The organism is Sphingomonas sp. G-3-2-10, assembly GCF_012927115.1.
Taxonomy (GTDB): Bacteria; Pseudomonadota; Alphaproteobacteria; order Sphingomonadales; family Sphingomonadaceae; genus Sphingomonas.
Genome location: NZ_JABBFY010000001.1, coordinates 2,603,921 through 2,625,066, shown reverse-complemented (window position 1 = coordinate 2,625,066; position 21,146 = coordinate 2,603,921). Strand labels below are relative to the sequence as shown.

The following is a 21,146-nucleotide window of genomic DNA, read 5'->3' as shown; positions in this document are numbered from 1 at the left end:
ATCATGTTTCGACGATCGACCGTGCGCTACGGCGCAACGCCGGAACCCGTAACGCCGTACCAGCGCGCTGGGCAGGAATGGGATGACCGGATCGGCTCGGGCCGGGTCCAGGCCCGCAGCTGGCGGCTCGCCTGCTTCGCGTCGCTGGCACTCCTGGCGCTGTCCATTGCCGGTCTGATCGGGATGGCGATGCGTGGCACGATCACGCCGTGGATCGTCCAGGTCGACAAGCTGGGCGAGGCGCAGGCCGTCGCTCCCGCCGATGCCGACTATCGGCCGAGCGACCCGCAGATCGCCTATCATCTGGCGCGGTTCATCGAGAATGTCCGCGGCATCCCCGCCGACCCCGTGGTGCTGCGCCAGAGCTGGCTGAGAGCCTATGATTTCACCACCGCCAAGGGTGCGCTCGCGCTCAACGACTATGCCCGCAACAACGACCCGTTCGCGCAGGTCGGCAAGTCTCAGGTGGCGGTCGACGTATCGAGCGTGATCCGCGCCTCGGACAACAGCTTCCGGATCTCCTGGACTGAGCGCCGCTATCAGGACGGCAGCCTCGCCGCCACCGAACGCTGGTCGGCGATCGCGACCGTAGTGATCCAGACCCCCCGCACGCCAGATGCCCTGCGCAAGAATCCGCTCGGCGTCTTCGTCAATGCCCTCAACTGGTCAAAGGAGCTCTCGCAATGACCCCCATCCGTTTGGCACTGGTCCTAGCGGCCCTGCCGCTCGCCGCCTGCACCGCTTCACACGCGCAGACCCCGCCGCTGGCGTTCGACGCCGCGCCGGCTGCGGTGCCCGAACCCGACCCGCCCAGATCGGTCGAGATCGTTCGTATCCCGGAGCCCTTGCCGCTGCCTGGGCAGTTGAAGCCGGTATCGTCCCCGGCCGCGCGCGAGCCTGCTGATCCGAGAGCGCGGATCGGCACGGCGAATGCCGCCGCGCGCATGCAGCCGGTACGCGAAGGCTTCCTCAATGCGATCCAGCTCTATCCCTGGGCCGAAGGCGCCCTCTATCAGCTGTACACCGCGCCCGGGCAAGTCACCGACATCGCTCTCCAGGAGGGCGAGCAGCTGGTTGGCCCCGGTCCGGTCGCCGCGGGTGATACGGTCCGCTGGATCATCGGCGATACCGTGAGCGGCGTCGGGGTCGCGCAGCGCGTCCACATTCTCGTAAAGCCGACGAGGAGCGGTCTGGTGACCAACCTGGTCATCAACACCGACCGCCGCACCTACCACGTCGAACTTCACTCGACACCCGAGACCTATATGGCGTCGGTGTCCTGGACCTATCCGCAGGATGCGTTGATCGCGCTCGCGGCGCGCAATCGCGAGGCGGCGGACGCGCCGCCGGTCGTGCCCAACATCGATATCGATGCGCTCGACTTCCGCTACCGCATAGAAGGCGACCGGCCGGCATGGCGTCCGCTGCGCGCGTTCGACGATGGCCGCCAGGTGTTCATCGAGCTGCCGCGGAGCGTTGGCCAGAGCGACCTTCCGCCCTTGTTCATTGCCGGCGCCAAGGGCGAGGGCGAGCTTGTCAATTACCGGGTGCGCGGCCGCTATCTGGTTGTCGATCGCCTGTTCGCGGGCGCCGAGATGCGCCTAGGCGGCGGCAAGGCCGAGCAACGCGTCCGCATCCTTCGCCTCGATCCCGCGCGCCGGGAGAAGTCGAAATGACCGCGTCCGCCGAACCTTCGATCGGCGCGGCAGACCTGCGCCTGCGCGGCGACCCGCCGCGCGTGATGCGACTGTCGCGCAAAGCGCTGGCGACGGTCGGCCTGGTCGCGACTGCCGGGATTGGCGGTGCGTTGATCTACGCGCTCCAGCCCTCGGCGCCCAAGGGTCAGACCGAACTTTATGCGACCGACAACCGTGCGACCTCGGACAACCTCGCCGGTGCGCCGAAGGACTATTCACAAGTGCCCAAGCTCGGCCCGCCGCTCCCAGGCGATCTCGGCCGCCCGATCCTTTCCGCCCAACAACGCGGGGTCGACGTCTCGCCGCCGCCGATGGGTGCGCCGGCGCCGGGGCCGGCCGCAGGCGCTGACGCTGCCCAGGCCGCGCGCGATCGGGTGCGGCAGGAGCGTGACGCTGCGCGCACCAGCAAGGTCTTTGCGGGCGGGGAAAGCACCGCTGCATCCATGCCTGTGGCGGGAGCCCCGTCGTTGTCTGCGCCCGCGCCTGCCGGCGCTGCCGCGGTCCCAGCTGCACCGGGCTCGACGAACGCCGGGACGGACCCGTCGGGGAAGCGCGATTTCCTGCGGGGGTTCGGCAATGGTCCCACACAGAGCAGCTACCGCGTCGCGCCAGCCTCGCCTCACACCGTCCTGGCGGGGAGCGTCATTCCCGCGGCGCTGATTACGGGCATCCGCTCCGACCTGCCCGGCACGATCACCGCGCAAGTGACCCAGAATGTCTACGACAGCGTGAGCGGCAGGTATTTGCTGATCCCGCAGGGCAGCAGATTGATCGGCGAATATGACTCGCAGGTCTCGTTCGGCCAGAATCGCGTGCTCCTCGCCTGGGACCGCCTCATCCTGCCCGACGGCCGCTCGATCCAGCTCGACCGATTGCCGGGCGCGGACGTCGCCGGCTATTCGGGTCTCGAGGACCGCGTAAACCAGCACTGGGGCGGGATGCTTCGCGCCGCGCTGATCTCCACCCTGCTCAGCGTCGGAACCGAAGTCGGTAACAGCGATGACGACGACCTCGTCCGGGCCTTGCGGCAGGGAAGCGCGCAATCGATCGGGCGAACGGGCCAGGATCTCGTCCGGCGCCAGATGGGCGTGCAACCGACGCTGACGATCCGGCCGGGCTTTCAGCTGCGCGTGATCGTGACGCGCGATATCGTTTTTGGTTCGGGCGATGGGGGCTCGAAATGACGCTCAAGCTCGGCCCCATCGCAGACGACAAGCCGGTGAAGGTCACGATCGACATGCCCGCCGATGTCTATCGCGATCTGACCGCCTATGCAGAGGCGCACGCCGCGGAGACCGGACAGGCCTCGCAGGGCCCCGCAAAGCTCGTCGTGCCGATGCTCGCTCAGTTCATGGCGACCGATCGCGAGTTCACGAAGATCAGGCGATGACGATCGGGCGGTAATCGCCAGACCTCGGAAGCTGAGGAGTCGCAATCATCTTCGTTCGGCCTAGTATCCGCCTGCCAAGATCCGCAAAATGTGTGATCGAGCAGGGAGAGACGAGTGTTGGCGGACGAAGATGCGACAAGCGACGAGCCGCCGACCGCTGAGGATATGCTGGTCGCGGTTATCGACACGCTGCTCCCTGACCGTCGGCCCCGATATCGTGTACGCCGCATCCTCAATCTAGGGAGCAGTGGTAGGGTGCCGTCATTCAACGAACTGGAGCAGGCGGTCGCGGCCCTCGCCCAGGAAACCGCTGACGCGCATGTCGACCTGAATGTTGTCCTCAAGCTGCTCGAGGCGAGCAAGGACCATCGTTCGACAGGCCGCGATGAAGCGCTGCGGGCAGGAATCGTAAAGCATGTCGAACGGCGCTGGTCATACTTCGAAGCGGCGCTCGCCGCATATGCCGCGCAACGGCATTTGGGATATTCGCTCTTCGAGCATTTTCCGCGCCTGGCCGACGAACCGCTCTTTATTGCCAGACTTGCGGACGAGCTGAAGGGCACGAACCGACAGAATTTGTGGCTTGAGGACCTGCTCTCCCAACTGGCGGTAAAGACCAAGGCTCAGGCGCGCACCCTGATCGCGGCGATCGGAGGGCGTGACGAACGCAACGTTGCGACGTGTCTGTTCGCCGCCATCGGTCGCGGTGTTGGCTGGACTCCCTGGACCGTCCTCATGGCGATCCTTAGAGTCCGGCCGGAATATGCCGAACCCTATGCAGCTTTCGAAATCCCGAAACTGCAATCGGATTCTCGACTGCTCGTTTCAGCCCGCGATGAAATGGCGCGCGCCATCGAAGGACAGACCAAGGTCCGCGCGTTGGCCGTCATGCTGCTCGAATTGGTCCAGCATCGCCCAGGCTATGGCGAAACGGATCTCCTGTCCCGGCCGGCGGAAACCCGTGCCGCCTATGTCGATAGCCTGCAGGAGCTGATCGGAGACGATGCCGACCTTCGACAAGCGGCGATCGAGGCGTTGCTGTGGTGGCCGAGCGGTCAGGCTGCCGATCTGGCGCAATTTGCAGCGGTGGCGCTTGTCCATGCCGATGACCGTGAATTTTTGATCGAGCTCGAAAGCCATCCGGTCGATCTCGTCCGATACGCCGCGCGCGCAGTCCGCGCGGCCAAGTTCAGCGACCTGCCGATGGCTACCGTCCTTCCCAGCACCAATAGCTTGGTCGGGAGCTTGGTCACGTTGGAAAGCGGGACGCCGGATACGGGCGAGTTTCCCCGCACCTGGCTAGGCGACCGCAATATCGAACGACTTATCGAGCACACGATCTCTCGAGTAGAGGCCCATGTCGCCAGCGAATATGATGCGCATGGCGACGAGGGCGAAGACCGCCTTCTTGCGACGCTGTTTCGCGACCTCTCGACCCGGTTCTCCGCGCTCGACGATACACTCGAAGCGCTCGCTCGCGCTTCGGCGGCGCCGCATCGGGCTTCCGTGAGCATGCGATACCGCAACGTCGATCGGCCCGAGGAAGGCCGCAAGGGCATCAAGGGAGCCAAGAGCTTTTCGGCCGACCTTTGCCTGATCGTTGATCCGATGCTCGACGGCATCTCGCTGGGAAGGCGCGTCACGCTCATCCAGGCCAAGCGACTTTATCGAAACAGAAGGGCGAAGGTGCAGCCGACCTGGCAGACCTCTTTTGCGCTCCACCGGGAGCAGCGGCTCGCGCTTCAGGCACAGACCGATTCGAGCGTCTATTTCTTCCTCGCACCGCCTTTGTTCGGCCGCGGCGTTCCCGTGATCCCGACGCAGCTTGTTGCCGACCTATCTGAGCATAGGGGATCCGGGACGAGGTTGCGGAAGGAAGTCGTTGCCACCGCATCCCGTTCGCTTGCCGACTGGCTGACCTACGACGCGCTCGCGCTCCGGGTAGGTGACCCCTACGACGCGCTGGTGGAAAAGGCCGAGGGCAGGCCTGGCTGCCTGCCGCGCCGGCTCTTGGAGCTGCCAACCGTCGAGGTTCAGGTCGGCATAACACCGCGCAGCGGGGATCGTTGACGATTCCGGAGTGCGTGTTGTGTTAATCGACGTGACCTGACGCTGGTCAGCCGGTTGGCATGATCGATCCGAACGGCGTGACATTGGCTCCCAGGATATCGAGGTTCGCCCCGATCAGGGCCAACGCTTCTTCCTTGTCCAAGGCCCAGAGCCGCTGTGCCGATGCGGCGATCGAGGTCCGGTTTATCCGCTCAATCAGATCGGCTGGCGGCAGCTGGTCGAGAAACTGCTCGGTTTCGGCCGAGCGGGCGCCGAAGAAGACGCGGTGAGGTCCGACCGGCAGCTGGATCATGAAGCCGGGATGGTGGAAGCCGCCTTCCCAATGGATCGGCAGATCCGAAAGCAGAAGGCTGGGGCCGGCCGAATCGAACTCGCGGAACCACCATCTGAGACCGGCGAACGCATCCATCACCCCGTCCTGCCGGATCATGTCCGGCAGCCAGTGCAGCAGCGGCGCCGCGTCCAGCGCGCCGGGGAAATTCTGCGCGAACCACTCCTCGGTCGAGGGCCAGCCTTCCGGCAGCGTATCCTTGTCGCGCTCCGCCAGCGTCGCCTTCAGGAGCGCTATGCCTTGCTTGCGCAGATGGGCCAGCACGTCGGGCTGACGGATGCGCAGCGAGCTGAGAAACAAGGTCCAGGCGCGATGCTCATCGGCGGTGATCTCGGCGTGTTGCTCGAACTTTTCGAGCACCTTGGCCGCATCATTGTCGATCGGACTGAAGAAGCTGCGCTCGAGATGATCGGGCGATAGTCCAAGCGAGCTCGCGACGATTGCGTAGAGGCCATTTTCGTAGCCGGTATATTCGGGCATCCGGGCACTGCACACCAGGCGGCCGTGGCGGACGCTGAGATTCTGCACCTTGCCCTGAGCGTTCGCCCAGCGCCGCAGCAGGAATTGCGGAACATAATGATGCTTCACAAGGCGAGGATGACGCCCGGTCCGAAGTCTCGCAAGCTTCGCAGGCGCTGACGGTTCCAGCCGACGCGACTCGCGGTTGCTGTCCCGCCAAATCGAAGCGGCGTTTGGATTCCAGGCGCGCACTGCCCGGACCCTCGCCACCGCCATAGCTTTCTACTTCTACGCCACGCTGCGACGGCCGCCGATTGCTGTTGCGGCCCAGCCCTTTGCGCTTCTCTTCCTTGCTCCCGACGCCGCGCTTCCGCGCCGGCGAAAGGAGCATCGTCATGATCAAGGGGTTCGAATTTTCGGGGTTCAGCGGGCTGCGCCTGAGTGCGGCGGCGGCAGTTCTCGCATCGCTTGCGGCCGGTCCGGCCTTCGCGCAGGAGGTTGGCGAGAATCGCGCCTGGCAGTTCGAGACCCCGCAAGACCTCGCTGCCCGCGCCGCGATGGCCGACCTGATCGCACGGGCCCGCGCCGGTATTTATGCGCCGCCGGTCTACAACACGACCATCGCGCGCCAGTATAATTGCTCGGTCGCGGCAAGCGCGGTCGGCAATAGCGGCGCGCAAAGCGCCATCGCCAATTCGCCCAGCGTGACAGGCGCCAATTCGGCGGCGACCGGAAATGCGGGCTCAGCCTCGGGTGAGAGCCGGGCGAATCTCGCGCTCGATCAGTACAATAGCGGTCCCGTCGCATCGACTGCGATCGGCTCCACCGGCGCCAGTGCCGACGGCCCGGCCTGGCAGGCGCTCAACTCCTCGCAGACCAATGGCGGCGACCAGCGTGCCAGCGTCCAGGGTAGCACCGCCTGCGGCTTCGGAGCGCTCAACTGATGGCGCCGCCTTTATCGAGCCGTACGTGCTTGCTCCTGTCCGCTCTGCTGCTGCCTGCCTTAGCAGGATGCGTGACTCTGAAGCAGCAGCGCCTGGCGCCGGGCGAGGAGCCGGTGCTGATCGGCGCCGCTGCCCGCGACAACCGCACGCCCATGGACCCCGCGCTTGCGTGCTTCAGCGCGCAGCTCTCGGCAGCGCAGCGGGACCGACTGGTGATTGCGGTCGGCGACGTCCGCGACTTCACCGGCAAATATTCGGTCAGCGAAGGCACCGCCATCACCCAGGGCGGCGCGCTGATGGTCGCATCGGCGCTCGGCAAGCTGGCGGGGCCGGTCACGCTCGCCGAACGCTTCGACCCGACCATCGGCGAGCGTGAGCTTGGTTACACCGAGCGCCGTCAGCTCGGCGACGGCAATGCCCATAGCGTGAGCGGCGCTACTGGCGCGTCGAACGTTCCGTGGCTGCCTTATTATGGCGGGAGCATCGCTGCCTCGGACTATTACATCGTCGGCGGCATCACCGAGCTCAACTACAATATCCGCTCGGGCGGCGCAGAAGTGCGGGTCGGGCAGGTCGGGCCCAAGGTCCGCACCTATACCCAGTCGGTCGCGATCGATCTCAGGATCGTTGATACCCGCTCGCTGCTGGTCGCCCGCACGGTAAGCCTCACCAAGCAATTCACCGGCTATGAGGTCGGCTTCAACACCTTCCGCTTCTTCGGGTCCGAGCTGTTCGACGTGAACCTCGGCGCAAAGGGGCAGGAGCCGCTGCAACTGGGCATCCGGACCACGCTCGAGGAAGCCACGATGCGGCTGGTGGGCGCCGTCGCTGGCGTCGATGCTCAGGGCTGCATTGCGATGCAGTCTTGGAACCCTGCGATCTCGCTTCCGCCCATTGGCTTTGCCGAACGCGCTGACCCCGTCTCGAAGGGCGCGGTCGTGACCGCGCAGGCGCTCAACACCGCGGCGCAGCCGGGCTCGGGAACCGGCGACGGGGTGGCGCTGATGTTCGAGCCGGGGTCCTCCGATCTCGGCGGTTCGGCGCTGGCCTTGCTCGACCGCGTCGCCGGCGCGGCGCGCGCGGCGCCGGTCGAGGTGCGGATCGCGGCGCGCGACGTGGAAGTGCTCGAACCGGCAAAGCGCGACGCGCTCACCGACCAGCGGATCGCGGCGGTGGTCGCGGCCCTGGCCGCCCGGGGCGTCGGCAAGGCCGGGATCGCGCTGCGCTGGCGGCCGGCCCCGTCCGACACGACCCTGCATCGCGGCGAAGCCGGCGCCCAGAACCTCGCTCGCCTCCGCATCGGCGGCTGAGCGGCTCGATCCCTCACGTCTCAGGGAGGCGCCGACCCGACAGCTCAGTCTTCACTCACTGCCTGCCTTCATCCTCAACTGGAGTAACCCCCATGTCCCGTATCGCTCATTCCCGCACCGCGCTGATGATCGGCGGCGCCACCGCAGCGCTCGCCGCCATGCTTGCCGTCTCGCCTGCCGCCGCGCAGTCCACCGATCAGGTCAACGGCACGCGCGTCGCCGCCAGCCATCAGCGTGCCGACCATAGCCGCGCGCTTGCCGATACCAGCGGCTTCGAAATCGTAACCGCCGCGCCCCCGGCCGAGAGCTCCGATATCGCGCTGCGCGCCAACGCAGTTACCACCTCGGTGCGCGCCAACCGTTCGGACAGCAAGCTCGCCACCGAAGTGTCCGAAGCTGGCTGGCGCCGGACCACCGAACTCACGTCGGGCAATGGCGGCATCGTCGCCGACGGTGCCGCGTTGCTTGTCACGACCCAGCGCGGCATGGCCGCCACCACGACCGCGCTGAGCACCGACGGTGTCCTCGCGATCAGCGCCGATACCAGCCATGCCAACCGCATCACTGTTGCCGACAACCGTCTGGATGCCCAGGCGCTCGGCAACGACGCGGCCGCGGCGCTGTCCCTGGCGGGGCTGCAGGAACCGGCTGCGGGCGGCATCCTCGGCTTCCAGTCGAACGACCGGCGATCGGCCGTCACTGCCACGAACATGGCCGCGATGCGCATCGGCGTGGGGGCGACCTTCGACAGCGATATCGCGATGACGGACAATCTCGTCCGCGCACTCGGCTATGGCAACGCGTTCTCAAGCGACTTCTCCGTAACCGGCACCAATGCACGGGGCGCGGATGGTGGCGCACCGGCGTCGCTGGTTCCGTCCGATGGGAACCCCGCCGTCTCGGCGACTTTCGCGACGCTCAGCCATCAGCAGCAGGACGGGTCCGTCACGGTTCGAGCCGGCGATGACGACGAGTCGGACCCGTTCCACCTGGTGGTGTTTGGCCAACTCTCGCGGTCCAGCGCGCAGCATGACGGCGATGCCCTCGTCGCCGGCAGCTACGGCAGCCAGTCGGACAATGCGATGTCGCTGCGGATCGGCACGGTCTCGGGAGGCGGCGCGGTCGCCAACATCACCAGCGTGCAGCGCTCCGGAGATATCGACATCAGGGCCGATACCGTCGGCGGCATGCGGACCAACATCCTGGGGACCATGTCGGAGGCGCAGGCTTCGCTGTCGGACAATACCGCACGCGCCGTCGCGATCGCGAATCTCGCGGAGCGCAACCTGCTCAGCGTCGAGGCGACCGACATCGACACCGTCGGCCTTCCGGGATCAGGACCTGTCGGTACCGCATCGAGCGGATACGACAACAGCTCGAGCGTGACCGCCGCCTTCAGTGTCCAGAATGTCCAGGACTTCGGCGAGGCCCGTATCGCCGCGGTCTCGACCAGCGCGCTCAAGCTCGGCGCGGCGGGTCCTGTCCTGCGCTCGGCACTGGCCGCCGACGGCAATGCGGTCAGCGTCGCGGCGACGGGCAATGGCGCGACCAGCGGGCTCACACTCGCCGCACCCGTGCTACGAACCAGCGCAGACCTCAACAATATCCAGAGCGGCAGTGGCGGGATCCGGGTGGAAGCGGGCAATGGCCTCGCACCGCTCGGTACGGTCCTGGCGCTTCCGGCGACGGTGCTCGGCTCTGAGCTGTCGGTCCGGGATAATGCGCTGACCGGGACCGCGATCGGCAATTCGGCGTCGAACAGCATGCACGTGACGGGCACCGGCCTCGCCAACGGCAGCGGTCACGACGAAGCAGTCTCGGGACCGCTTCCCGAGGGCTATGGCGCCGCGGCGGACTATGCGCTGGCCAGCAGCCAGACGCTCGGCTTGTCGGGCGCGCTGGAAGATGCGGTCGGCCTCGACAGCATTGTCGCCGGCCGTTTCGGGATGCTTGGAGACTCCCGCGCCTATGGCTCGGACTATGGCGTCGAAGACAATCAGGTCGCCGCGACAATCATCGGCAACACCGTCGCCAACCGGCTGTCGGTCGATGCGGTCAGCCTCGGCGCGGCGGACGTGCCGGCGCCCGGCTCGGCCTTGTCCTCGGCGCAATATGGCCAGGTGATCGGGAAGGCGCATGCCTATCAGGCGCTGGTCACGCCGGGATCGCTGGACGGCTCGAGCGTGTCGGTGAAAGCCAATACCAACCAGGCCTATGCCGGCATCAACGAGGCCGACAACCGGCTTTCGCTCGATGCTGTCTATGGCGGCGCGCTTACCGGCCGCAACGCACAGCTCGCGATCGGCAGCAGTGTCGCGGTCTCGGGCGACCATGTTTTTGGCAATCTGCAATTTGCCGGCGGCGGCATTTCCGCCGACGCCATCACGTCGATCGAGAATGCCGACAGCGGCATCGGGTTGGCCGGCTCGCGCTTCGTGGTCGAGGACAATGTGACCACCGCCGAGGCGGCGGCCAACCGGGCGACGAATGTCGTCGAATTCGCTGCCGTGGGCGGCGGCGCGGCGTCGGCGCTCGGCAACCAGCAGTTCAGCACCGCCAATGTCACTGCGAGCGCGTCGCTTGACGCCGGCTATCGCGTCTCGCCTTTCCCCGGGACGCCGATGATCGACGGGTCCTCGGTGTCGATCGCCGACAATGCCACCAGCGCGCTCGCCCGCGGCAATGCCGCCGACAACCAACTGGTCGTGCGCGGCGGCGTGGCAATGGCTGCGGCGTCGGCCGGGGCAGACCGCTATAATCTCTGGGCGGAGGCCGGCGCCCCGCTGCTCAACGCCCAGACCAACCATGGCAGCGTAACCGCCATGGCCTCGGACAGCCTGATCGGCGCGGCGTTCAACGGACCGCTCGCAGGCATCAGCCGGTCCTCCCTGGTGATCGGCGGCAACAGCGTTTCCGCCGCCGCCTATGGCAACACCGCGACCAACGCCGCGACGCAGTCGTCCGTCGGGTCGCCGCCCAGTGTGGCGGTTGTCAGCAGCCAGACCAATTACGGTCCGGTGACCGCGTTCGCGACCGGCAATCGGCTGACCATGCCGCTTAGCGCGATGACCGGGAGCAGCTTCGCGCTCACCGGCAATCAGGTGAGTGCGGTCGCGATCGGCAACCAGGCGATCAACACCGTCACCAGCCTTCGCTGATCCGCGCCGGCTGTCCCGCCCCCCCTGGGACAGCCGGTCAGCGGGAAGGGTCGCCGCGCTCCCCCCTCGCGCGGCGGCCCTTCGAATATCTTCAAGGGGAATCAGGACGGCAGCGGACGTCCGTAGCGGTGCGCAAGCATCTCCAGGAAGCGGCGCAGGGCGGCGCTGTCATTATCCCTGCGCCAGTGGATCGCCTGTTCGAGATGGGTGGCACCGAACGCGTCATGCACCGGACGCAGCACCAGCGCCTCATCTTCTCGCGCCACCCCGGTCGTGACGACGACCGACCCGTTACCCGCGAACGTGAACAGATTCTCGCGGCGCACGTCCTGGACCCGAACGCTCGGACCGAAGCCAGGCCCCGACAGCCGGGAGGCGACAAGATCGTTGAGAAAGGGGCCGGGATCGACCTTGCTGATCACGAAGGTCATGCCGCGCAAATCGGTCCAGTAAAGCGGATCGCGGGCGCATAGCGGGTCGCTACGGGCCAGACCGATCACCACCGGCTCGCTCCAGAAGGACAGCGAGACGATGCCGGGGCGCTGCGCCTGACCGCTCACCAGCGCGAAGTCGAGCTGGTCGCGTTCCAGCGCGCGCAGCAACCGCGTTCGGCTGCGCTCGCGCGCAGCCAACTCCACATCCGGCCAGGCTGCCCTGAAATCCCGGACAACGGCGGAGAGGTCGCCGCTTCCGAGCGATCCGTGGAAGCCGAACCGCAACACGCCGGCGGTGCCCCGCGCGATTGCGGAGCAATCCTGGTCGAGCGCGTCGATGTCCTCGACGATCTGGCGCGCCTTGCGCAGGATACCGATGCCGGGGTCGGTCGGCACTACGCCCCGGCTTGAGCGGCGAAAGAGCGCAAAGCCGAGCCGGTCCTCCAGATAATGGATGCGCTTGCTGAGCGTTGATTGCTTGATGCCGAACCTGTCAGCTGCTTGGCTGAAGCTGCCGCTTTCGGCGGCGGCGAGCGCGTAGCGCAGCAAATGAACCTCGATCATGCCCGCTCCTGCGCGTGCCGTTGCACCGATGTCCGGCTGGCGATCGCGCTGGCGCACCATCCTGCGCGCAACGCTTTGAAGCCATTCCAAGAAATGGGGTGGTAATCTTGGGAAATCAGGCTGGGTATTACTTCCGAATTGGTCGCACGTTACCGGTATCATCACGCCGCTGATGCGATATGATGCGAGGGAAACATGGGGAGGTGCGAGATGGCGCAGGTAAATCGTCGTTCGGTGCTTGGCGGGATCGCAGCAACTTCGGCATTAATGGCCACTGGAAGCTCACGATCTGCAACCGCCGCACAGCGCGCGCCGAAGATCGCGCTTGAAACAGTGCTCGCGCGAGCTGAGTCCGCCAAGCGGCGCGGCACGAAATATGCCCTTTACGCCGAGCCTCCGTCGGAACGGCTGGCGGCTTGGCCACGGGGTCATAATGCGGACTGCAGCGGCTTCGTCGGTTGGTGCTTCGGTCTCCCAAGAAAGCCCAGGCAGATCGGGGTCGGCACCAAGCTCGGGACCGATCAGATTTACAAGGACGCCACGGCGGACAAGGCGCTCTTCACCCGCATCGAAGCCCCGGAAATAGGAGATATTGTCCTCTATCCGAATTATCAGATCGCGCCTGGTGTCGAAGGCACCCCCGGACACGTTGCCCTTATAACGGCCGTCCGGGTCGATGGGAGCTACGACACCATCGAATGCGCATCCACGCCGTTTCACAAGACCGGCGACGCGATAGCGTTCGATCGCGCAGATACGATCTTCCGCGGCCACGCGATCGAGCTGACCCGCATTCGAAAGGCCTATCCCGACTTGCCTGCCGATAAGGTGCGCGATCCGATATTCGCGCGCTATCTTGGACTCGTGCGCTAGGCCGTGGCGCAGGATCTGGCTGGCGAAACCGGAGAGGCCGGTGGAGATGTTGTGGGGCCGCGCGGCATCTTCAGCTTTTATATGCAGCACGGGGTCAGCCCCGGCGGCGACTTCTTTGTCATTGGCAATGGCTCGATCGAGCGAGCCGGTGAGCACGCCGCCTATCACGTAGCGATCGGGACCGAGGACGGCCCGCTGGTAAGGCGGACCATCGTGGTGCTGCCGCCGGGCAGTGGAGAGGCCGAGCAGGAACGGGTGGGGGACGGTTATCGTCGCGGGTCATTGGTGCTGCGCCCGGAAACCCTCGCGGATGAGCCAGCGGCTCTTTCGCCCAGGATCGAATTCGTCAACGCCGCTCTGCAGGATGCCGACAGCCTCCGCGACCTGCTGCTCAGCAGAGGCGCGGAAGGAATCACGTTCATCATTCCTCTTGCCGCCGCGTATCGCTCGCCCTTGCCGTTACCCGAGCTCGTCGAGGCGCCCGAGGATGTCTGGGTGCCGCAACTCGTCTCGCTGGCGAATGTGCTGGTGCCGATCGCACGCGAAACCGGCAGTTACGTCGCGCTCGACGCGGGTGAGTTCTGGCCTGAGCGTGAATCAAACCAGGAGGCATTGCTGGGGGTCGATCACTGCGGGGTCGCCAGCGCGCCGTTGGGGCAGCTCACCCCGCTCCAGATGTTTGCCTTGACGAAGCGATGGCGCGAGCTTGCCGAAACCGGAGCGCTTGGCGAGGCGCTCGCGGAGATCGATGCGACGGAAGATCTCTCCGACGACCGAAAATTGTTTGAACGCATGTCGGCCTTCCGCTTTGCCGGAAATCCGCAGGAAGCGCTGGCGCTGTTGGAGCGGGAGGACGGGTTAATCCGCGCGGCGCCCGCCGGCATCAGACTCGCTTTTGCCGAACTTGCCCGGACCGTCGGAAATGAAGCGCTCGCGATCGAACTGCTGCGCGGCGCTCTCGGCACGCTAACCCATGTGGAGGTGCTCCAGCAGGCACTGCGTGTCGCCGACAATCTCGAGGACGCCGAGAGCGCCGCGGTGCTTGAGGCCGCGCTCAATGCCCGTTTCCCGCGATCGAGGCTTCTTGCGGAGCGGGAGGCCCACCGCCACCTCGCGAATAACCGTAGAGATGATGCAGCTGCCGCCCTCTCGGCAACCGGCGACGCCCATTTCGAGGAGGAAGCCGATTATCAGCGCTGGCTTGCGGAAAAGCTTGGCGTCCCTCTTGTAGACCCCGAGACCTTGCTAATCGAGGCGCATGAGCGATGGCCGGACCGGCGTGAGCAAAATCTGCGTGCGCTCGCCGGCGCGATGGAAGCCTCGGGGCTCCGAGCTGATGCGCTCGATATGCTCCTTGCCGGTCCCGCCATTGACGGCGAGTTAGACGAGACAACGCTCTGGGCGGCGCTCGAAATGGTCGAGCGTGGCATCCTGACGCGAGATCCGGGCTGCGACAACGACATGTCTGCTGCGGTGACCGGAGCGACAATACGCTGGCTCGCCTCGCACCCGACCGATGGGTGGACCCGACTCCGTCTGGTCCGGTTGCTGTCACCGGAGATTCTGGGCGGCGTTACGGGGGCCGCAGTGATCGCGAAGGTGGCCCTGGATTTCGGCCAGCGCCCCCTATTGCTTCGGCCCAGTGTGCCGGTGGAGGATCGCGCACGCGCCTGCGATCTTGAACTGCTGGTCCCGTTTATCGAAAGCGCGCTCGAGCGTTTTTCACGCGAGCCTGCGATCATCCTGGGACGGATGCGCCTGCCCAAGAACGAACTGCCAGCACCGGCGGAGCAGCTTGTCGCCGGGCTCTTGCGGCTCATAGAGCATGCCGGCGAACAGATGAGCGACCGAGCGGACGAGCAACTGATCGAGAATTGCTTGCTTGTCGCGACCGCGGTCGCTCCGCTCGGCGACGAGCCCGACGCCGACTTGCTCGTACTTCGCGCTGTAGCCGGACGCTTCTCGCTTGCGGGTTTGACCCAGCGTGCTCGTGATCTGGCTGAACAGGCGCTCAACGTCGCCGGGGCCGATCCCCACCGAAGACGCGTGGCCTGGTACAGTTTCGGTGACATCTATGCGAGAACCGGCAATACTCTCGAAGGCCTGATCGGGTTGGCCTGCGCGCTGGCATGCGACGAGGCCGCGGACTGGGACCAGATGTGGTACGAAAACCACCTGGCCCTGCGGCTGTTTCGAGACTTGGGGCTCTTTGCACTTACCGGGCCGATTCTGAAAAAGGCGCGGGAGGCCCTTCGTCATGCCGGGATCGAAGCCAGTCGGAGCTACTGGCTCGACTCGATCGAACTGCAGATGCGGCTAGCCGAGTTGGATCGGACGAGTCTTGATGTCGGCATCCTCATCGAACTTATCGAACGCGCCGCCCAAAATGTCGTTCAGGTCGTAGATGCCAATGACGACGCCGCGCCGCCGACATTGATGCTCGCCTCTCTCGTGCGAATAGCGCGCGATGCAGGCGTGGATATTCCCGCATCCGCCGAAGCGAGCATTGCCGCAGGCATGGAGCGACTTGGCGAGGCTGCCAAAGGCCTGATCGACATATCTGCCGAGCGTGTGCCCTCGGTCGAGGCGCTTGTCGGCCTTGCCAGCAGAATGGATGTCGCGCGAAATGCCGGGGATATTGGCTTCGATGTAAAGCACCTTGCCGTTGGCGCTAGCCGATTGCTCGATTCTGGTCTGCAAGATGCGCCCGAGGACGCTGCCTATGCCATCGAAGTGCTTGCCGACCATGCGCTGCGGCTTCCCGGCGACAAGGGTGCTGCCCGGCAAATTCTACGCGATGCGGCCGCGCCCAGCGAAGCTGCACGCGCGATCGCCGTTTCCGACCTGGCCGTGGTCCTGCTCGGCCGCGCGGACAATGGCCTCACCCGCGTCGTCTTCAGCGGCGAAGGAGCGTGCTGCGCCGTGGAGCCAGCCGCTACCTTCTCAACGCAAGCCCTTGCTGAATGGAGTACGAAATACCCCTACGCCTATCAGGATCTGAAGCGTGACACCTCGCAGGACTTTTACGTCAGTACCGAAAGACTCGGCCTATCTTCGCTTCCCGCACGCTCGGTGATCGTCGCAAGCGCCGAGCTACAAGGCTTCCCGCCAAACCTTTTTCAGGTCGAACGGCAGCTTGCGGGCTATACGCATCGCCTGTGTCTCGCGCCGTCTCTGGAATGGTTGGCTGCCGCTCGAGAGACTCCGCCGCCGGGAGATCATCGCATCACGGCATGGATCCCCGACGCAGAGCCAGAAGAGGGCTTACCCGCGCTCGCCATCCTTGCCGACCGCGTGAAGGACAGCTTGGTCAAGCATGACGTCGCGCTCTCCACAGGAGAGGCCCCGACAAAGGACATGTCCGGTTCCGGGCTGGCGATCATAGCCGCCCATGGCGGGGTCGGCGAGGATAAGAAGTATTTTCGGGTCATCACCGACGATGTCGATCTCGCGCTCGCTGCTTCGGCATTTTCGGGTAAGATTTCGGACATCAACGTGGTCGTCCTGTTCGTCTGTTCGGGCGGACGGCTCGACAAGCATCCTGCCGCGAACACGACGGTCGGGCTGGTAAAACAACTGCTCGATCGGGGATGCCGGGCGATCGTAGCGCCGCCCTGGCCGCTCGACACGTCGATTCCGCCGGTGTGGCTGCCCGCGTTTCTCGACCGGTGGGCGGAGGGTGCGCCAGTCATCGACGCCTGTTTCGAGGCAAACCAGGCCGTGCGCGCCGCCCGCGGACAACGACCGGTCGACGACATCGCCATGACCGTCTTCGGCGATCCGCTCGTGACGGTTGTAAGGCGGCATAGTGACGGTCGTGAGAATGCGAACGCTGGGAATTGAGCAGGCGCAAGTTCCGCCATCCGGTCGAACCCTCCCGACGCATATGAGCGCGTGTGCAAGTGAGCTACTATCGATTATCTGCGGCAACACTGGCGCAGGCTCGAGGTGCCGATGATCCGTTCGCTCGCAATGCCGGCCTCGACCATCGGCGAAAACCCGTTGCAATTCCCATTGCCGTCCGAGGGAGGCCTGGGAACCGTCACGGTGCTGTGCGGACCAAACGGCAGCGGCAAGTCATTCATCCTGCGCATGCTGAAGGACCTGCTCGGCGGCAAAAGCGCCGCCGGCTTCAACAAGGGTCATGGCTGGACGGCCAATCTGACTGCCAAGGTCACCAGCCACCGTCCGCACCACCACAAGGTGCAGATGACTTCGCTTGGAATGCTGGCCGGGACGCGAGCCGGTAAAGCGATTGCCGACAATGATCACGACCTCCAGGTTCAGATCGTCATCTTCGGCCTGCTGATCCAGGCTCTGGGATTGCCCGAGGACTTCGATCATGCCCGCTGGGGCATCGATCCTGCCTACCGGCAAACCGTGGTTGCGGCGATCGGGCCGGAAGAGGAAGAGCGCCTATACTGGCTGGGCGGCGACCTTCCCGAATTCGCAAAACTGTTCGAAGACATGTTCGACTGCCGGCTCGGTGTCCGCCGTGCAAAAGATGGCATCGAGCTGCTGATTGGATGGGGGAGCGGCGTTACGGCGCCCTTTGCCAACTGGAGCGATGGGCAGAAATCCTACTTCACCGTTCTGGCAACGACTCTCGCTCTCAAGCCCGAGGTCTACATCTTCGACGAAGTCGAAAATTTCATGCATCCCGAACTGATCTCGCGCACGATCGAGTACCTCAAGCGCAACTGCCGTCAGACGATCCTGTCGAGCCACCATCCTCATCTGATCTTCGGGCGCGCGGTCGATGCGGTATTCTATGTGGAAGCATTGCCATCGCCCCGGCCGATGTTTGCAGCTCAGGCCCTGAAATACCAAAAGCAGCCATCCGCGCCGCGCCGGATCACCCGGCTCGAAACGGATCGAGCCAAGCTCGCCAGCGCCTACCGGTTGTTTGATGTGACCGACGCTGCGCTTCTCGCGACAGCCGCCCTCGTCCGTGAGTCCGTCGACCTCCATCTGAACGAAGCGGTGCGGACCCTGTTCGGATGCGATCCGGCGCCGTCCAATCGTCGGGTGTATATGGACAGGCAGACCGAGGAGATTGCGTCGTTCATCGCGTCCTTCGCTCCCGTGTGCGGGGTCGTGCTCGATTGGGGCGCCGGTCTCGGACGAACCCTTGCCGAATTATCCAAGCGTTCGGCGACGACCAGTCGCGAACCGGTCTCATGGATCCTCTACGAGCCGGTCCCCGTGACCCGGGCGGCTTTACTGGCCCGATCCCCGATCGACGGGGTTTCTGTACAGGTCGTGGGAACGCGAGCCGATCTGGCCGGTGTCCGTGCCGGGCTCGTCCTGCTCACCAATGTGTTGCACGTGCTCGACCCCGAGGCATGGTGCGACGCGCTCATCGACGCGTGGAGCGCCGTCTCCGGCGTCGAGAATGGCATTGTGCTCGTGACCGAGATCTATCCGTTGCTCGCCCCTGAGCGCTTCGCAATCCCCGTCCCCCAGCAATGGCTGGCCAACCTGTTCCTTGCCTTGGGCTTCAAGGTGGCGGTCCGCGGCTTCTCGATTCATGGCGCCGAATCCTATTGTCTTGCGGCGAGCGCGCCGCCCGACACGCCCCTTCCTCGAGAGGCCATACTCGAAATCGTGATCGCAGCGTGGGAGGGGCTCAAGGAGCAATACACGCAGACGTACGAAGGCGTCGGGCCGGTCTCCAGCATTACTGACCAGCGGCATTTGCTGAATGCTGTTTTCGGGTTGGCGAGAGTGACTTCCTGCCTTGCCAAAGGCCAGACGGATGCGACCGTCGCCTAGTTCACAGGCGTGCATTGGATCGGAACGCGGGGGATCAGCGGAGCGTGCTCTGCGCCTTCTGCGAAGGCGTCAGGGTCCGCGCTTCTTTGACCCGCGTGGCACGCTTGCGACCGGCCGGAGGTCACGGCGGCGGCTGGCCCCCAGGCCCGCGCGCACGCCGCCGCGACGGCCGTCCGTCTGCAAGGGTGCGTTCTTTTCCGGCGCCTGCGGCGCGGGCGACCGTCAGGGCCGACTGACCGAGCAGATTCGTCCGAAGTGGTTGCGATTCCTTGATTTCTGCTTGGCTTGCCTTTTGAAGCGTTCCAATCCTAGTCTTGGAGCGCGCCGCTTAAAGTGCGGCGCCGAGGCGTGAGAACCTCGTTTGGGATCCATTTCCGTGCCCTAGCGGCCGGGTGGCCGACGCGCATGTTCAGGCCGTTCGCGGCTAAAGGCGTCGGCGCAAGTCCTCAAACTTGTTCTCAACACCCGGCTTCTGCCGGCCCGCCTCGCGTTCGGAAGGCGGGGAGATGGAAGCCATGGTTGGGAAGGGCGGCGGTCTGTCCAGCGGGCGTGGAGCGGCCTGATGTCGCCTCCAGCGCCTTCGACCGTTCCGGCCTTTAGCGATGCCGACGACGCGGACGCAGCCCCGCTTGGGCTGGAGATGATCTATCGGAATGAACGCCATTCGCTCGTCCGGTTCATCACCCGCTATCGATCCAATCCAGAGGAGGCCGGCGACGTTGCGCAGGAGGCCTTCCTGCGGCTGGCGCAGAGCGAGCAGGTGCGAAGCGAACCGATCGCGCGACCCCGCGCTTTCCTGCGGCAAGTGGCTCGCAACCTGCTGCGCGACCGTGCAAAGAGCGCCTCCGGCCGCGGCGAGCGCATGCATGTTCCATTCGATGAAGAGACCATTTCGGTTTCAAATGAAGTGTCCCGACTCGAAGCTCGCGATAGTCTCGCGCGCATCGAAGCGGTAATGCGCCGCATGAAGCCCAAGACTCGGGAAATATTCATGGCGCATCGACTGGACGGACTCAGCTATAACGAAATCGCCGAGCGGACCGGCATGTCCGTATCGGGTATCGAGAAGCAGATCGCCAAGGCAATGACGATGCTTATTCGGCATGCGGACAAGGATTGATGCCCGGCTCCGGATCAAAGGATAGCCGCAGCCTGGCGGTCACCAAACAGGCTGGAATCTGGTTCTCGCGCATGCAGGGACCGGATCGAGGGAAATTGCGCGCCGAGTTCGAAGCCTGGCGCGACGCCAATCCGGCGCACCGCGAAGCCTATGAGCGGGCTGGTGAGCAATGGCAGGAGACCGGCGGCCTTGCAGGCACCGAGATGGGACGCAACCGCCGCCTGCCCGAGCGGCGGCCTTCGATCTGGGAAATGCCCGCAGCCCGTCCCGCCTTTGCCGCGCTCGCCCTGGTGCTGGTGGCTCTGGCGGGTTTCTGGCTCCTTAGTGGGCCGGGCGCAATGCCGGACGGCGCGGTCATCGCCGCTGCCGAACCACAGGCGACGCGGGTCGGGGAGATCCGCACCGTGAAGCTTGGCGATGGCACGGTGGTGACGCTCGATACCGACAGTGCGATCGAAGTCCGCCTGTCAGGCGATCTGCGTCAGGTCCGGCTCGTCCGGGGCCGCGCGCGCTTCGATGTCGCGCATGACGCTGCGCGCCCGTTTCGCGTCGAGGCGGACGGTCGAACCGTCACTGCGCTCGGGACATTGTTCGATGTCGGGTTCGAGCCGGGAGGGGTGAGGGTGAGCCTGTTTCGCGGCTCGGTCGATGTCCGCGGCCTTGCGCCCGCGGGTGGCGTGGCGGCGGTGACGCGGCTCGCGCCCGGCGAGTGCTTCACCGATCTCGCCCGCCGTCCCCAGGTGGCCAAGGCATCGCCCGGCCTGCAGCAATGGGTCTCGGGCATGCTCGATTTCGACGGCGTGCCGCTCGGCGACGTCCTTGAGCAGACCAATCGCTACTCGCAGCGCAAGATCCGCCTCGCCGATCCGTCGCTCGCGGCGCAGCGCGTGACCGGCGGGTTCCGGCCGCTTCCGGTCGATCAGCTCGCCGCGGCGCTGGCGGCCGCCTTTTCGCTGCGCGTCGAGCGGTCGCCGCAGGGCGATCTGATCCTTCGCCGCCCCTGAGGAAATGCCTCCCGCAT

The 21,146-nt window shown here is 65.6% G+C and carries 15 protein-coding genes; 13 read left to right on the top strand and 2 right to left on the bottom strand.

What is annotated here, in order from left to right:
• The first annotated feature begins 3 nt into the window (after positions 1-3).
• From trbF to HHL13_RS13230, 5 genes are all read left to right on the top strand, one after another.
• Positions 4-687: a conjugal transfer protein TrbF gene (gene trbF, locus HHL13_RS13250; protein ID WP_066798533.1), complete on the top strand. Its 684-nt coding sequence runs from the start codon at positions 4-6 to the stop codon at positions 685-687.
• Positions 684-1,676 (top strand): P-type conjugative transfer protein TrbG, encoded by a 993-nt coding sequence (trbG, locus tag HHL13_RS13245; protein ID WP_169556110.1) that lies wholly within the window; start codon positions 684-686, stop codon positions 1,674-1,676. The genes trbF and trbG overlap by 4 nt, the downstream gene beginning before the upstream one ends.
• Positions 1,673-2,881, top strand: a complete 1,209-nt coding sequence (locus HHL13_RS13240; RefSeq protein ID WP_169556109.1) for a TrbI/VirB10 family protein — start codon at positions 1,673-1,675, stop codon at positions 2,879-2,881. The genes trbG and HHL13_RS13240 overlap by 4 nt, the downstream gene beginning before the upstream one ends.
• Positions 2,878-3,087, top strand: a complete 210-nt coding sequence (locus HHL13_RS13235; protein WP_169556108.1) for a DUF2274 domain-containing protein — start codon at positions 2,878-2,880, stop codon at positions 3,085-3,087. Before HHL13_RS13240 ends, HHL13_RS13235 begins: the two co-directional genes overlap by 4 nt.
• Positions 3,088-3,201: 114 nt before the next feature.
• Complete coding sequence (locus HHL13_RS13230; protein WP_169556107.1) at positions 3,202-5,157, top strand: hypothetical protein; 1,956 nt, start codon at positions 3,202-3,204, stop codon at positions 5,155-5,157.
• A 46-nt stretch (positions 5,158-5,203) separates the two neighbouring features.
• On the opposite strand, the gene HHL13_RS13225 is transcribed toward HHL13_RS13230, so the two are convergent.
• The gene (locus HHL13_RS13225; protein ID WP_169556106.1) at positions 5,204-6,076 is read right to left on the bottom strand and encodes a DUF4238 domain-containing protein; all 873 of its coding nucleotides are present in this window, start codon (positions 6,074-6,076) and stop codon (positions 5,204-5,206) included.
• 266 nt (positions 6,077-6,342) lie between these two features.
• Here HHL13_RS13225 and HHL13_RS13220 point away from each other — a divergent pair, with 266 nt between their 5' ends.
• The 3 genes from HHL13_RS13220 (at position 6,343) to HHL13_RS13210 (ending at position 11,359) form a co-directional block, all read left to right on the top strand.
• Positions 6,343-6,891, top strand: a complete 549-nt coding sequence (locus HHL13_RS13220) for a hypothetical protein (protein ID WP_206376918.1) — start codon at positions 6,343-6,345, stop codon at positions 6,889-6,891.
• A gap of 71 nt (positions 6,892-6,962) precedes the next feature.
• A complete protein-coding gene (locus tag HHL13_RS13215) occupies positions 6,963-8,201 on the top strand; it encodes a CsgG/HfaB family protein (RefSeq protein ID WP_346775554.1) in 1,239 nt (412 codons plus the stop codon).
• Between the two features lie 92 nt (positions 8,202-8,293).
• Positions 8,294-11,359, top strand: a complete 3,066-nt coding sequence (locus HHL13_RS13210; protein ID WP_169556104.1) for a hypothetical protein — start codon at positions 8,294-8,296, stop codon at positions 11,357-11,359.
• Between the two features lie 101 nt (positions 11,360-11,460).
• Here the strand turns inward: HHL13_RS13210 and HHL13_RS13205 are convergent, their stop codons facing one another.
• Entirely contained in the window at positions 11,461-12,357 is an 897-nt protein-coding gene (locus tag HHL13_RS13205) for a LysR family transcriptional regulator (RefSeq protein ID WP_169556103.1), read from the bottom strand.
• Between the two features lie 210 nt (positions 12,358-12,567).
• On the opposite strand from HHL13_RS13205, the gene HHL13_RS13200 reads away from it, so the two are divergent.
• The 5 genes from HHL13_RS13200 to HHL13_RS13180 all read left to right on the top strand — a co-directional run bounded on the left by HHL13_RS13200 (position 12,568) and on the right by HHL13_RS13180 (position 21,129).
• On the top strand, positions 12,568-13,230 hold the full coding sequence (locus HHL13_RS13200) for a CHAP domain-containing protein (protein WP_169556102.1): 663 nt from the start codon (positions 12,568-12,570) through the stop codon (positions 13,228-13,230).
• 3 nt (positions 13,231-13,233) lie between these two features.
• Positions 13,234-17,073 (top strand): hypothetical protein, encoded by a 3,840-nt coding sequence (locus tag HHL13_RS13195; RefSeq protein WP_169556101.1) that lies wholly within the window; start codon positions 13,234-13,236, stop codon positions 17,071-17,073.
• A 111-nt stretch (positions 17,074-17,184) separates the two neighbouring features.
• On the top strand, positions 17,185-19,005 hold the full coding sequence (locus HHL13_RS13190) for an AAA family ATPase (protein ID WP_169556100.1): 1,821 nt from the start codon (positions 17,185-17,187) through the stop codon (positions 19,003-19,005).
• Between the two features lie 562 nt (positions 19,006-19,567).
• Positions 19,568-20,125: a sigma-70 family RNA polymerase sigma factor gene (locus HHL13_RS13185; RefSeq protein ID WP_169556099.1), complete on the top strand. Its 558-nt coding sequence runs from the start codon at positions 19,568-19,570 to the stop codon at positions 20,123-20,125.
• Positions 20,125-21,129 carry a FecR domain-containing protein gene (locus HHL13_RS13180; protein ID WP_277346992.1) on the top strand — a complete coding sequence of 335 codons (1,005 nt, stop codon included), beginning with the start codon at positions 20,125-20,127 and terminating at the stop codon, positions 21,127-21,129. Before HHL13_RS13185 ends, HHL13_RS13180 begins: the two co-directional genes overlap by 1 nt.
• The last annotated feature ends 17 nt before the right edge of the window (positions 21,130-21,146 follow it).

Coding starts and splice junctions, on each gene's coding strand:
- HHL13_RS13190 (WP_169556100.1), top strand. CDS start 17,185: ATGATCCGTTCGCTCGCAATGCCGGCCTCGACCATCGGCGAAAACCCG.
- HHL13_RS13235 (WP_169556108.1), top strand. CDS start 2,878: ATGACGCTCAAGCTCGGCCCCATCGCAGACGACAAGCCGGTGAAGGTC.
- HHL13_RS13185 (WP_169556099.1), top strand. CDS start 19,568: ATGTCGCCTCCAGCGCCTTCGACCGTTCCGGCCTTTAGCGATGCCGAC.
- HHL13_RS13180 (WP_277346992.1), top strand. CDS start 20,125: ATGCCCGGCTCCGGATCAAAGGATAGCCGCAGCCTGGCGGTCACCAAA.
- HHL13_RS13200 (WP_169556102.1), top strand. CDS start 12,568: ATGGCGCAGGTAAATCGTCGTTCGGTGCTTGGCGGGATCGCAGCAACT.
- HHL13_RS13210 (WP_169556104.1), top strand. CDS start 8,294: ATGTCCCGTATCGCTCATTCCCGCACCGCGCTGATGATCGGCGGCGCC.
- HHL13_RS13220 (WP_206376918.1), top strand. CDS start 6,343: ATGATCAAGGGGTTCGAATTTTCGGGGTTCAGCGGGCTGCGCCTGAGT.
- HHL13_RS13205 (WP_169556103.1), bottom strand. CDS start 12,357: ATGATCGAGGTTCATTTGCTGCGCTACGCGCTCGCCGCCGCCGAAAGC.
- trbF (WP_066798533.1), top strand. CDS start 4: ATGTTTCGACGATCGACCGTGCGCTACGGCGCAACGCCGGAACCCGTA.
- trbG (WP_169556110.1), top strand. CDS start 684: ATGACCCCCATCCGTTTGGCACTGGTCCTAGCGGCCCTGCCGCTCGCC.
- HHL13_RS13240 (WP_169556109.1), top strand. CDS start 1,673: ATGACCGCGTCCGCCGAACCTTCGATCGGCGCGGCAGACCTGCGCCTG.